The sequence below is a fragment of the Rhodococcus sp. 06-1460-1B genome, from assembly GCF_002258475.1.
GTDB classification, from domain to species: domain Bacteria; phylum Actinomycetota; class Actinomycetes; order Mycobacteriales; family Mycobacteriaceae; genus Rhodococcoides; species Rhodococcoides fascians.
Window position 1 is genome coordinate 53,136 of sequence record NZ_NOYS01000037.1, and the last position, 12,803, is coordinate 65,938.

A 12,803-nucleotide genomic window follows, 5' to 3' on the forward strand; every position below is an offset into this window, starting at 1 on the left:
TATATGGACACTCGGCGAGCCCGCCAAGGGAAAGCACCCAATCGGCACATTGACCCGACCAGCCGACGCGGGTCCCACACAATCCGCCTATGCGATGAGCACACCCGAGGACGGCGTTGGGGACCGCGTTCACTGAAGTGCATCCGCCATCCCGCCCAGGATCGGAGGAACCACTTCGTCGAGACGAGTCGTTCTCTAATGGCCGTCTCCGTGCTGTCGGGCACCTTCGCTGTTTCACGTGAAACAGGACAGCTCCTCCGGTCGGACAGCGGCGGCGGATTCTTCGTCCGACAGCTTCTGAGACTTGATCTCGGACTCGACTGAGCCCACCACACGACGACCTCGTGGTCGACCCTCGCCTCGCCCCACAGCACCCATCGCGAGCCGACTCCATGCGCCACTCGATGGGCCCGGTTGTTGCGAGCCCCCGTCGTGGGATCGTCGGGCGATTGGCACCCACGCTGTCGGATACAACCGAACAGCTTCGGGCATCGTTTGTCCTGTCGCGAAATGTCGCGCGGCTCGGACTGCTCCTCGCACCCGCCTACCGCCGGCTGTCGCGAGCACCGGTCGACCGGTCGCAAGATCGACGCCCGGTTCGGACTGCTCCTCGGGCCGGGCCCGCCGAATGTCGTGAGCATCGGCCGGAGCGTATTCAAAAGCGTCGGACGCCTCGAAAGCAGGATCGTGCTTTAGATCGTGTTTCACGTGAAACACGATCCAAGTCTCTGCGGGTCACGTTCGCCGTCGACGTCGCCGTAGTCTCGATGACCGTTAGTCGCCCTCGGCGCCAAGTTCTACAACGGGTCCTGCTGACGATCAGTCTGGACGTCAGATTCGCAGGCGACCCTGGATGCCTCCCATCGGTTGGATCACTTCACCCGCAGACGCAATTCGAGGACGACAGTTGCACGTCGATCGAGGGCGGCAACGTCGATCCTCCTCAAGCAAGGGGGTCGGACACATAGAGACAGTCGGCATCAGGCCAATCGAGCCCAGTCGAGATAAGTGACAGCCGGCCAGAAGCCCGACTGTTTCACGTGAAACACGCACACGCGTCCGTACCCCTCGCAAGTCGTCCGGGGGGAGGTGGTTTTCCCTATGCGCCCGTCGTGTCCATCACGCGATGCCGGGGAGCACCCACGATAAGTGATCCTGCGTTCGCAGACATTCGAGATCCGATGCTGGTGTATCGAATCCAGCTGAGCGTGAAGCGACCGACGATGACTACGCACTGCCGGCCGCCACACGTCACGCCATGGTGAACCAACCATGCTCATCTGACCCAACCTGCGACGTCACCGCTCCCGGACACTCCGCCGTCGCGTCCCAGAGCGAGGTCATCACCGCCCAGGCGGATCCTGCTACGCCTCATGCCTCTAGATGTTCGCGCAGCACGCACAGCACGGTGACAACCCACCGTCCGTCGATCGGCCCTCGTCGTCATCCGATAGCGTCTCGGCAATTGAGGAGTACACCTTTTTCCGACACGACAGCAGAGTTCGAGCTCATAAACTATCCCGGTGTGCCCGCCCGCTACACCGAGGCCCGCCTGTCATATCGTCGCGCAAGGGGCCACGGTGACTATGTGCTCGCCGCGGGCGCGCATCGCGGCAAGCGAACCGACGGTCGGATAGTCCGCGGTCCCACCGTGACTTGATTCCTTCCTCGGAACTTGGAACTGAGCACACGCGTGCGTTGATGCGGCAGAACTAAGCGGGCGGTTCTCAGCGTGTGCACGATGGGTGGTCTCGGCTACTCGCAATCGGCTGGGGTCCAAGAGTTGGTTGACACCCTCGACCTCGCCGAGCCGCGAGGCATTCCTCGATCATCGGCTGTCGACCAAACGGGATCCGGTCGCATGATCGGCGTGCGTATGACCGCCACAAGGGCGAGCCACCTCGATCTATCAATCGACATCTGCCTCAGCGTTCGTTTCACGTGAAACATCGTCCAACACGTGGAATCACGGACAGAGCCGCCCTGCAACCACCCGTCACAGTGACGAAAGCATCCGATACCGCTGGGCCCTTTATTTTTCGCTCTCGGAGCCCATCCGATCGCCAACACCCAAGGCAAATTACATCAGTGCAATTCATGCCCAAGCTTTCAACACAAACGACGATGGCCCCCACCGAAGTGGGGGCCATCGACTATCGAAAGTGTCGCTATGTCTTGACGACGACTACCCGTCGAGCGGGTTCGACGCCGGTGCTTTCGCTCGCAACGCCGTCGATTTTGGCGACTGCGTCGTGCACGATCTTGCGCTCGAACGGAGTCATCGGAGTCAGTTCCTCACGCTCTCCGGATTCGAGTACTCGACGTGCTGCTTCGGCACCCAGGTTCCCGAGCTCGGTGCGTCGCTTGGCACGCCACCCGGCGACGTCGAGCATCAGCTTGCTGCGCTCGCCCGTCGACTGCTGCACAGCCAAACGGGTCAGTTCCTGCAGAGCGTCGAGTACCTCGCCCTTGCGACCGACGAGCTTGGCGAGATCGTCTCCGCCGTCGATGCTGACGATCGCGCGATCACCCTCCACGTCGAGGTCGATGTCTCCGTCGAAGTCGAGCACGTCCAAAAGCTGCTCGAGGTAGTCGCCGGCGATTTCGCCTTCCTCGACCAAATAATCCTCGTCGTCTTCGTCGTCCTCATCCGAATCGTCTTCATTCGAGTCCGCAACGTCATCGACACTCGTGGGGACCGACGGCGTCTTCTGTACGGCGTCGTCGACGGTTGCTTCGTCGTCTGACTCCGTCTCGACGGCACTCACCTGATCGGTCTCGACCATCACGTCACCCACTCCATCCCCAGCTGCTGCGTTCCGTACTTCGTCGTTCTGTGCTTCTTCGGCGTGCGCTGCCATGTTCGTCCTTCTCTCGACGTGTCGGTCAGCGCCGCTTGCGCTTGGTCGACTTGTTCCTGTTCGCCTGCGGTCGCGGTTTGTTCGGCGTGGTAGACCCTGATGAAGATTCCGTCCCGGTACTTGCAGTATCGGTAGTGGATTCGTCATCCGTCGGTGCCATCTTCGAGAGCTTCGGCCGAGCACCGGGCTTGGGCTTGGTGGTCGAGACCGGCTTCACTCCTGGCTTGGGCGCATTCTCCGAGCGCTTCTCGACGGCGGCCGCTACCTTGGCGGCCTCTTCCTTGTCGATCTTGCCGAACACCAGGTGCTGCTGCGCGTAGGTCCAGGTGTTGTTGCTGACCCAGTACAGCAGGATGGCGATCGGAAGCAATGCGCCGAAGACGAGGACACCCAGCGGGAACACGTACAGCGCAAGCTTGTTCATGATCGCGGACTGCGGGTTTGCTGCTGCGGCAGCGCTCTGACGTGCGACCGACGCACGTGAGTTCAGGTGCGTCATGATCGCCGCGATGATCATCAGTGGGATGGATACGGCCGCGATGACCCATGTGGACGGAATTGTTGCTCCCGGACCCACAGCGAAGGCGTTGAGCTGATCCTGCGGCATCGTGATCCACGCCGAGATCGGTGCACCGAACAGACGAGCATCGAGGAACGACTGCACATCGGACACGTTGAACGCGTAGTTCGACAGCTCACGATTCTCTTCGGGCGTCAGCCCGAGCTGACCGAAACCGGTGCCGGTGCGGTTGAACGAGCGAAGCACGTGGAACAGGCCGATGAAGACGGGTGCCTGTGCCAGCACGGGGAGGCAGCCCATCAGTGGGTTGAAGCCGTGTTCTTTCTGCAGCTTCTGCATCTCGACGGCCATTTTTTGCTTGTCTTTGCCGTACTTCTTCTGCAGCGCCTTGATCTGCGGCTGCAGTTCCTGCATCTGCCGCGTCGTGCGTACCTGCTTGACGAAGGGCTTGTACAGGATCAGCCGGAGGGTGAAGACGAGGAAGACGACGGACAATGCCCAGGCGAAGCCATTGCTGGGATCCTGGAACACAAAGCCGAACACCTTGTGCCACACCCAGAGAATCCAGGCAACCGGGTAGTAAATGAAGTCGAGCACGGCTCTATGTACTCCTCTGTTCTTCCACTCGCAGGAGATCGTGGTGTTCTTCGGTTTCGGTCAGCTCGGTGACGGTTGCGCGCCACCTACCGGGTTCGGGCACCGGGTCCCAGCCTCCAGAGTGCCAGGGAGCACATTTGAGGAGGCGGACGACTGCCAGGAGCGAGCCCTTCGGCATCCCGTGCACCTGGAGCGCCTCGATGGCGTATTCACTGCAGGTGGGGGAGAAGCGACAGGTAGGGGGCCGCATCGGGGACACATAGGTCCGGTACAACACGATGCAGTAGACGAGAGTTCGAGCAGGAATGGAACGAAGGTTGCCCATGAATGTCATGACGGCGGACCCTTCGGAGCTTCGAGTAGACCGAGCTTCTTCAAACCTGAACGCAGTTGAACGTGTAGATCTGCCGAGGATGCATGCGCAGCACCCGGAAGTGCTCGAATGACCACGTCGGTGTTCACCGCGAGCCCGTCGATCACCTCGGCACAGATATGCCGAAGCCGGCGCGCAACTCGATGACGAGTTACGGCCGGCCCGACTGCCTTGCTGACGATCAATCCGAAACGTGGCCCATGAACGGTGGATGCGATGTCCTGCTCGTGACGCGCAACTGCGTGTACGACCAGGTCCGATCTACCCATTCGGCGTCCTCGACGCATCACCACGGTGAAGTCACGTGCGCGATGTAGCCGATTCGGCTCAGGAAGCATCCCGAGCTCCAAGCTTCGGACGAACGGTTATCAGGCTGTGAGTTCTTTGCGGCCCTTGCCGCGACGTGCGGAAACGATTGCACGACCCGCACGGGTACGCATACGAAGACGGAAGCCATGAACGCGCGCGCGGCGGCGATTGTTCGGCTGGAACGTCCGCTTGCCCTTGGCCACGGTCAACACTCCTCGAGATTCGACGACGCCGATCTGTCGGCGCCTGCTGTAAAGGTTCTCAGCGAGTTCGGATGAACTCGCTAGCCTCCCGAGCGAGAAATCCGAGTGAAGACAGACTGTGAGCAGCCAGCAAGCATCGGCCACCTCGCTATTGGGTGACTGTTCGAGAGTACTGATCGAGTCACCGGTGGTCAAACTCGCTCGACATCGACCGACCCGTCGATTCATACACAGGCCACGGACGGCGAGACCTCGGACGGGCCGAAGAGTCGACAATATCTGTCGTTCCGCGGCGCCGCGGAACTGGTGGTTGCTGCGATCGAACGACTGACAATGGCTATCGCCGCAGGTCAGACTGTCGTATACGTGATACCACGCCACTCGGTGACGGTTGGGCTCACATCGGTGTCGTTTATCCACACCTGTGGATAATTGTGTGGAAACACAGTTCAGGTGGCATATTCGTACCTTGCGGGGTCCACCGAAGGACCCTTGTCTCGGCCGCGGACGCGCACGATCGACGACGCTATCCGACGACGCGGTTGCGCGGGTTCGAAACGCCGCACCGAATCGGTTGTCGGAGTCCGGCGAGACCTACAAGCTCGACGACGGAGGGATCGACGTGAACGACGATCCGGATGCGCTTGCGCGCATCTGGCCCGAGGTAGTCGCGGAGCTGACGTCCGACCGACACAGTGGGTCGCCGCTGACCAAGGGCCAGAAGGCCTGGCTCGCGCTGGTCAAACCGCTCACGTTGACTCAGGGCTTCGCTCTGCTCGCCGTCCCGTCGACCTTCGCTCAGGAAGCGATCGAACGTGACCTGCGCGAACCCATCCTGGGAGCTCTGGGGCGTCATCTGGGACAGGGTGTCGAAGGTCTCGGCGTTCGTATCTCCGCTCCCGAGGACGAGAAGCTCGAAACCGAGCGCTCGACGTATCCCGATGCCGTGAGTTCCCCGACGTACCGGCGCCGCGTCCTGACCAGCAGAGACGACGAGCCGTCGGACTCCGAGACCGCCGATTACGAGGAAGTGGACGACGAGCGGGAAGCCCTCGCCAGCGTCCAGAACTCGTGGCCGACGTACTTCACCAAACCACCGGAGTCGACGCCACCGTCGTCGGGTGCCAACAGCCTCAACTCGAAGTACACCTTCGACACGTTCGTGATCGGCGCCTCCAACCGGTTCGCGCACGCCGCCGCGGTCGCCATCGCCGAAGCACCCGCCCGGGCGTACAACCCGTTGTTCGTGTGGGGGGCGTCGGGCCTGGGCAAGACGCACCTGCTGCACGCGGCCGGGCACTACGCGCAGCGCCTGTTCCCGGGCATGCGCGTCAAGTACGTCTCCACCGAGGAATTCACCAACGACTTCATCAACAGTCTCCGTGACGACCGCAAGGTGGCGTTCAAGCGCCGCTACCGGGAGACCGACGTGCTGCTGGTCGACGACATTCAGTTCATCGAGGGCAAGGAAGGTATCCAGGAAGAGTTCTTCCACACCTTCAACACGCTGCACAACGCCAACAAGCAGATCGTCGTCTCGTCCGACCGACCACCCAAACAGTTGGCGACCCTCGAGGAGCGGCTGCGTACCCGCTTCGAGTGGGGCCTGATCACCGACGTCCAGCCACCGGAGCTCGAGACGCGAATCGCCATCCTGAGCAAGAAGGCTCGGATGGACCGACTCGACGTGCCGCACGACGTCCTGGAGCTGATCGCCAGCCGCATCGAGCGCAACATCCGCGAGCTCGAAGGCGCCCTCATTCGCGTGACGGCATTCGCCTCGTTGAACGGACAGGCTCTCGACCTCACCCTCGCCGAGGTCGTCCTACGTGACCTGATTCCCGATTCGTCCAGCTTGGAGATCAACGCGGCCACGATCATGGCCGTCACCGCGGAATACTTCGACACCTCCATCGAGGACCTGTGCGGGCCGGGTAAGGCCCGGGCATTGGCCATGGCCAGGCAGATAGCGATGTACCTCTGCAGAGAGCTCACCGACCTGTCACTACCGAAGATCGGTCAGACGTTCGGCCGAGATCACACGACGGTGATGTACGCGGACAAGAAGATTCGCAAGGAAATGACCGAGCGTCGCAAGGTCTACGACCAGGTCCAGGAGTTGACGGCGCGTATCAAGCAGCGCTCGAAGCGATAGCTCCACAGTCCTTCGGCAACGACGGCGACGGCGCCGATTCCCATCGCGGGGGTCGGCGCCGTCGCCGTTTTCGTCGGTGATCGCTGCCGCTTCGGTTCGACTCGGGCGTCGATCGAACACGATCTCCAGTCGATTCCGGATCGAATCTGGGTCGATTCCGCGCCGAATCCGGGCCGATTCTGGGCCGAATCGGATGACATTTCGAAGCCGTCGACCATTGATTCACACCTGTGGATAACCATGTGGACAACCGTCGACTTCTGGGGATGGAATGTGGGCGCCTGTGCACCGATGCGATTGGTCCACAGGCAGCCGTCCGTCAACCGCAGATTGGTCCCGAGTTCATCCCCACGACACCACGCCTAGCCACCAGCGTCGCGAGGGCTCCATGCACAGATTGCACAGGACCTATTAATACTTCTGTTTTCTCCTTGAAAGAACTTCTTTGAAAACAGGTGTTGGGGAACGATCCGTTCACAGCCCCCTTCCGACGACCGCATCGGTGACCTTCGCGGCCTCGCCCGAGCTTTCAACTTCGTCTCGAAGGGCATACGGTGTGCTTGCGCTGGATGTGCCAGACTCGTCGTTGCATCGGTTGGAGCCGCGACGATCGTGGTCGCACCGCTCGACTGTGCACACGAATGCCCCGAACGAGAGGAAATGCCGAGCGATGGAGCTTGGAAGTTTGAAGTTTCGCGTTGCTCGTGAAGATTTTTCCGATTCCGTGGCGTGGGTGGCCCGCAGCCTGCCGTCCCGGCCGCCCGTTCCCGTTCTCGGTGGCGTTCTGCTCGCCGCTGACGAACAGGGTCTGACGGTCTCGGGCTTCGATTACGAGGTCTCCGCCCAGGTGAAGGTGTCGGCCGAAGTGGCCACCGCAGGACGAGTTCTGGTGTCGGGCAAGCTACTTGCCGATATCACCAAGTCGTTGCCGAACAAGCCCGTCGACGTCACCGTCGACGGGACTCGTGTTCTCGTCAACTGCGGAAGCGCAAAATTCTCGCTGCCGACGATGCCGGTCGAGGACTATCCTCAGCTACCCGAGTTGCCCAGCAACACCGGTTCGCTGGCCGGTGATGTCTTCTCCGAGGCCATTGCCCAGGTCGCCATTGCGGCGGGCAAGGACGACACGCTTCCCATGCTGACCGGTATCCGTGTCGAGATCGACGGCACCAACGTCGTGCTGGCTGCGACCGACCGATTCCGGTTGGCGGTTCGTGAGGTCGACTGGACTCCCGCCGGCGCCGACACCACCACCGCAGTGCTGATTCCGGCGAAGACCCTGTCCGAGTCGGCCAAGACTCTCGGCGGCAACGCGGGTTCGCCCGTCGAGCTCGCTCTCGGTTCGGGTTCCTCCATCGGGAGCGACGGTTTGCTCGGAATCGTCAGCGACGGGCGCCGCACGACCACTCGTCTGCTCGATGCGGAATTCCCGAAGTTCCGTCAGTTGCTCCCGGCAGAGCACACCGCCGTCGCAACACTCGAGATCGCGCCGCTGGTCGAGGCCATCAAGCGCGTGGCACTCGTCGCCGAACGCGGTGCGCAGGTGCGTCTGGAATTCAACGCCGAAGGTGTGCTGCTCTCGGCAGGCGGCGACGATGCCGGCCGCGCCGAGGAAGCTCTGCCGGCCGACTTCCAGGGCGAGGCGCTCACCATCGCGTTCAACCCGGGGTACCTCATCGACGGCCTGTCCTCCTTGCACAGCGAGAAGGTCACGTTCGGTTTCACCACTCCGAGTCGGCCTGCAGTGCTGCGTCCGACGTCGGACGAGGAGCTGGTGCCCGACGATTCCGGCAAGTTCGCGGCGCCTCAGTCCCAATACACCTATCTGTTGATGCCGGTCAGGCTGCCGGGCTGATCCTGCCTGGTTACTGTTGAAGTTGCGGGATCGTACGAGTCGTTCCGCCGGCTCCACTCCCGCTCGACCGGAATTACACCTGACACAGACAAGGACGCTTCCTCATGCAGCTGGGCTTGGTCGGTCTCGGAAAAATGGGCTTCAACATGCGCGAGCGGCTGCGCGAGCACGGCCACGAGGTCATCGGTTACGACCCGAGGCCCGAGGTGACGGACACCCCGTCACTCGCCGGTCTCGCGGAATCCCTCACCGCTCCCCGAGTGGTGTGGGTGATGGTGCCCTCCGGCCAGATCACCCGGGACACCATCATTGGGCTCGGGGATGTTCTCGAACCGGGCGACCTGGTGATCGACGGTGGAAACTCACGTTTCACCGATGACAAGCCCAACGCAGAACTGTTGGACGCCAAGGGAATCGGGTACATCGATGCCGGAGTTTCGGGCGGTGTCTGGGGATTGAAGAACGGCTACGGCCTGATGGTCGGCGGCGACGACGAGCACGTTGCACGCGCTATGCCGATCTTCGACGCCCTGCGTCCGGAAGGGGAACGCGCGGACGGATTCGTCCACGCCGGACCTGTCGGTGCCGGGCATTACTCGAAGATGGTGCACAACGGCATCGAATACGGTCTGATGCAGGCGTACGCCGAGGGCTACGAAATCCTCGAGGCCGAAGAATTGGTGCAGGACGTGCAGGGCGTCCTGCGGGCCTGGAGCAAGGGCACCGTCGTGCGGTCGTGGCTGCTCGATCTGTTGGTCGAGGCACTCGGTCAGGATCCGGAGTTCAGTGAGATCTCGGGATACACCGAGGACTCCGGCGAGGGTCGATGGACCGTCGAGGAGGCCATTCGGCATGCCGTACCAGCCCCGGTCATCTCCGCAGCTCTGTTCGCGAGATTCGCTTCGCGACAAGAAGATTCGCCTGCCATGAAGGCAGTGTCGGCGTTGCGGAACCAGTTCGGCGGGCATGCCGTCAAGAAGGCGGATGCGGACGAGACACTGCGCGCACCCGCGCCGAAGAACACCGAGTAAGTGTTCGTCCGGTCTTTGCAACTTCACGATTTCCGGTCCTGGGACGACGTCATCGTCGACCTGGGCCCGGGATCGACCGTGTTCGTCGGGCCCAACGGACACGGTAAGACCAACCTGCTGGAATCACTCGGTTATCTGTCGACGCTGTCCTCGCACCGGGTCTCGACCGATGCGCCCATGATCAGGGCAGGTGCGTCCACCGCGTTCGTCGGGAGCGCCGTGGTCAACCACGGACGCGAGTTGATCATCGACGTCGAACTGCTCGAGGGCAAGGCGAACAAGGCGAGGATGAACAGGTCTCCGCTGCGTCGGCCACGAGAAATTCTGGGTGTACTCCAGAGTGTGTTGTTCGCACCCGAGGACCTGTCTCTGGTGCGCGGCGACCCGAGCGAGCGCCGGCGGTATCTGGACGAGCTGCTCACCACCAGAATTCCTCGAATGGCCGCTGTGCGTGCAGATTACGACAAGGTGCTGCGTCAGCGGTCGGCACTGCTCAAGACCGCCAGCGGGGCGTTGCGCCGAGGCTCGTCGTCCACCGACGGCTCGAGCGCTCTGGCCACGCTCGATGTCTGGGACGGCCATCTTGCTGCCCACGGTGCCCGATTGCTGTCGGCCAGAATATCTTTGGTACACGAGCTGATGCCCTTCGTGCAGCAGGCCTACGAGTCGATCGCGCCGGAATCGCGGCTCGCCACGTTGTCCTATCGCTGCAGTCTCGCCGAGGCACTGCCGCCGGAATTCTCCGATGCCGGCCGAGCACCGGAGTCCGACGACGTCGACGTGCTGGAAGCTGCTTTTCTACACCAGCTTTCGGTGATGAGGCAGCGAGAGATCGAACGTGGGGTGTGTCTGGTCGGGCCCCATCGAGACGATCTGGAACTGATGCTCGGCGACCGACCCACCAAGGGCTTTGCCAGCCACGGTGAATCGTGGTCGTACGCACTCTCTCTTCGGCTCGGCTCCTTTTCGTTGCTGCGCGAGGACGGGACCGACCCCGTCCTGATGCTCGACGACGTGTTCGCCGAGCTCGACCGCAAGCGGCGCACGGCCCTGGCGGCGGTCGCGGCCGACGCGGAACAGGTACTGATCACCGCCGCGGTTCCCGAGGACGTGCCACCCGAACTCGATGCACGACGCTACGGTGTCGAGGCACGTCAGGGATCCGATTCCGGTGCGGCAGGCCGTATTTCGACCATCACCGAGCTGTCGACGTCGGAGAGTGAGGTGTCATGAGCGACGACACGAACTCATCGGCACCGGATGAGCAGCCGGAGTTGAAGGGCGTCGACCTTGCTCGGCGGGCCCTCGAAGATGCCCGGGCTGCGGCCAAGGCGAGCGGCAAGTCGGTCGGTCAAGGTCGTTCGTCACCGACCGGGGGTGTCCGGGCACTGCGGGGGCGTCGACGACGGGGTTGGTCGGGGGCGGGCCCCGACGATCGAGATCCGCAGGCGTTCGGCGCACTGGCGAATTCGATCGCGTCCAAACGCGGTTGGTCGGCCAAGGTATCCGAGGGTGCCGTGCTGGGGCGGTGGCCCAGCGTCGTCGGTGAGGACATCTCGGCACACGCCGACCCCACCGGCCTCAAGGACGGAGTGCTCAGTATCTCCGCCGAGTCGACTGCGTGGGCGACGCAGCTTCGATTGATGCAGTCGCAGATTCTGGCGAAGATCGCGGCGGCGGTGGGCCACGGTGTGGTGACGTCGCTTCGGATCACCGGGCCGACGACGCAGAGCTGGCGAAAAGGCGAGCGCCATGTCAAAGGTCGTGGTCCGCGGGACACCTACGGATAGTGACTGTTCCCAATGCGCGTTCGACGTAGCCCCTGGTCCAGGTGATCCTCAACAGATGTTGGGGGCAGTGTTGCTGTGAGACAGTTGGTATGCGTAGCGTGATTCGGGACACGCAACGGTCGGGGGACCGAATACTGTTCCATGCGGCCATCGGACGAGGAGAAGTTGTGTCTGCACCTACGAAGAAGGCGTCGACAACGGCGGTCGACGTCGATGGGACCCCCGAAGACAGAGTGGTTCTGCACGCTCGGAACGTCGAATTCGATTGGGAAACTCTGCCGCTGCACTATATGGACGGCAATCCCCTGGCCACCCATCTGATCAACGTGATGCACCTGCTTCTGCCCGAGGGCGAGGAGTGGTTCGTGCGTACGTTCAAAGAGGCGTTGCCGCTCATCCACGACGATCAGTTGCGCGACGACGTGATCGGCTTCATCGGCCAGGAAGCCATGCATGCACAGGCCCACACCGAGGTCCACGATCAGCTTCGGGCCCACGGCATCGATGTCGATCCGTACGTCGACCAGATGAAGTTCCTGTTCGGACGCGCACTCGGCAATCGCTCGGGCCACGGCCAGAACAGCCTGGTGGAGCGGCTGGCCTTGATCTCAGCCGCCGAGCATCTGACCGCGTTCCTCGGCGACTGGGTCCTCAATGCAAAGGAGCTCGACGAAGCCGACGTCGATCCGGTCATGCTCGATCTGTTGCGGTGGCACGGTGCCGAAGAAGTGGAGCATCGTTCGGTGGCGTACGAGGTGATGCGCTACTTCGACGTTCGGCCGGCCCGGCGTATCCGTACCTACGTGGTCATTGCACCCACTCTCGTCTGGTTCTGGACGCGCGGCGTGCGCTACCTCATGAGCCAGGATCCGACGTTGGCGCATCTGTCGCCGAAGGAGCGCACGCCGTCGTTCCGGGAATTCCGACGGGTCGCCAAGGCCGGTCTGTTTCCGACGCCGATGTCCATGGTCAAGGCGTCCCTGCGGTACTTCAAGAGCACATATCACCCGTCTCAGGAAGGCTCGACGGCCCAGGCCGTGCAGTATCTCGCCACCTCGCCGGCGGCGCGGTCCGCTGATCGATGACCAAACGCACGTTGCGGAGCAGGC

The 12,803-nt window shown here is 62.5% G+C and carries 11 protein-coding genes; 6 read left to right on the top strand and 5 right to left on the bottom strand.

The window, feature by feature from the left end; genetic code table 11:
- Positions 1 to 2,168: 2,168 nt before the first annotated feature.
- The 5 genes from CH268_RS21960 to rpmH are packed head-to-tail and all read right to left on the bottom strand — an operon-like array spanning position 2,169 to position 4,863.
- Positions 2,169 to 2,861, bottom strand: coding sequence for a Jag family protein (locus CH268_RS21960; protein ID WP_255182473.1), 693 nt, complete (start codon positions 2,859 to 2,861; stop codon positions 2,169 to 2,171).
- Between the two features lie 25 nt (positions 2,862 to 2,886).
- A complete protein-coding gene (gene yidC, locus CH268_RS21965; protein WP_032373404.1) occupies positions 2,887 to 3,978 on the bottom strand; it encodes a membrane protein insertase YidC in 1,092 nt (363 codons plus the stop codon).
- 4 nt (positions 3,979 to 3,982) lie between these two features.
- The gene (gene yidD / locus CH268_RS21970) at positions 3,983 to 4,312 is read right to left on the bottom strand and encodes a membrane protein insertion efficiency factor YidD (protein WP_027495003.1); all 330 of its coding nucleotides are present in this window, start codon (positions 4,310 to 4,312) and stop codon (positions 3,983 to 3,985) included.
- Entirely contained in the window at positions 4,309 to 4,689 is a 381-nt protein-coding gene (gene rnpA / locus CH268_RS21975; protein WP_032367623.1) for a ribonuclease P protein component, read from the bottom strand. Before rnpA ends, yidD begins: the two co-directional genes overlap by 4 nt.
- A 30-nt stretch (positions 4,690 to 4,719) precedes the next feature.
- Complete coding sequence (gene rpmH, locus CH268_RS21980) at positions 4,720 to 4,863, bottom strand: 50S ribosomal protein L34 (protein WP_026347786.1); 144 nt, start codon at positions 4,861 to 4,863, stop codon at positions 4,720 to 4,722.
- Positions 4,864 to 5,485: 622 nt separating this feature from the next.
- On the opposite strand from rpmH, the gene dnaA reads away from it, so the two are divergent.
- The 6 genes from dnaA (at position 5,486) to CH268_RS22015 (ending at position 12,779) form a co-directional block, all read left to right on the top strand.
- Positions 5,486 to 7,018 (top strand): chromosomal replication initiator protein DnaA, encoded by a 1,533-nt coding sequence (dnaA, locus tag CH268_RS21985; protein WP_027495001.1) that lies wholly within the window; start codon positions 5,486 to 5,488, stop codon positions 7,016 to 7,018.
- Positions 7,019 to 7,688: 670 nt separating this feature from the next.
- Positions 7,689 to 8,873, top strand: a complete 1,185-nt coding sequence (gene dnaN / locus CH268_RS21995; RefSeq protein ID WP_027494999.1) for a DNA polymerase III subunit beta — start codon at positions 7,689 to 7,691, stop codon at positions 8,871 to 8,873.
- 104 nt (positions 8,874 to 8,977) lie between these two features.
- On the top strand, positions 8,978 to 9,904 hold the full coding sequence (gnd, locus tag CH268_RS22000) for a phosphogluconate dehydrogenase (NAD(+)-dependent, decarboxylating) (RefSeq protein ID WP_032407751.1): 927 nt from the start codon (positions 8,978 to 8,980) through the stop codon (positions 9,902 to 9,904).
- Entirely contained in the window at positions 9,905 to 11,137 is a 1,233-nt protein-coding gene (gene recF, locus CH268_RS22005; RefSeq protein WP_048319005.1) for a DNA replication/repair protein RecF, read from the top strand.
- Positions 11,134 to 11,694, top strand: a complete 561-nt coding sequence (locus CH268_RS22010; RefSeq protein ID WP_045841531.1) for a DUF721 family protein — start codon at positions 11,134 to 11,136, stop codon at positions 11,692 to 11,694. The genes recF and CH268_RS22010 overlap by 4 nt, the downstream gene beginning before the upstream one ends.
- Before the next feature lie 167 nt (positions 11,695 to 11,861).
- Positions 11,862 to 12,779 (top strand): metal-dependent hydrolase, encoded by a 918-nt coding sequence (locus tag CH268_RS22015; protein ID WP_094665894.1) that lies wholly within the window; start codon positions 11,862 to 11,864, stop codon positions 12,777 to 12,779.
- Positions 12,780 to 12,803 lie beyond the last annotated feature (24 nt).

What these genes read in the sequence shown, in the direction of transcription:
- CH268_RS21960 (WP_255182473.1), bottom strand. Translation starts at nt 2,861, where the DNA reads ATGGCAGCGCACGCCGAAGAAGCACAGAACGACGAAGTACGGAACGCA.
- yidD (WP_027495003.1), bottom strand. Translation starts at nt 4,312, where the DNA reads ATGACATTCATGGGCAACCTTCGTTCCATTCCTGCTCGAACTCTCGTC.
- rnpA (WP_032367623.1), bottom strand. Translation starts at nt 4,689, where the DNA reads ATGCTTCCTGAGCCGAATCGGCTACATCGCGCACGTGACTTCACCGTG.
- dnaN (WP_027494999.1), top strand. Translation starts at nt 7,689, where the DNA reads ATGGAGCTTGGAAGTTTGAAGTTTCGCGTTGCTCGTGAAGATTTTTCC.
- gnd (WP_032407751.1), top strand. Translation starts at nt 8,978, where the DNA reads ATGCAGCTGGGCTTGGTCGGTCTCGGAAAAATGGGCTTCAACATGCGC.
- CH268_RS22010 (WP_045841531.1), top strand. Translation starts at nt 11,134, where the DNA reads ATGAGCGACGACACGAACTCATCGGCACCGGATGAGCAGCCGGAGTTG.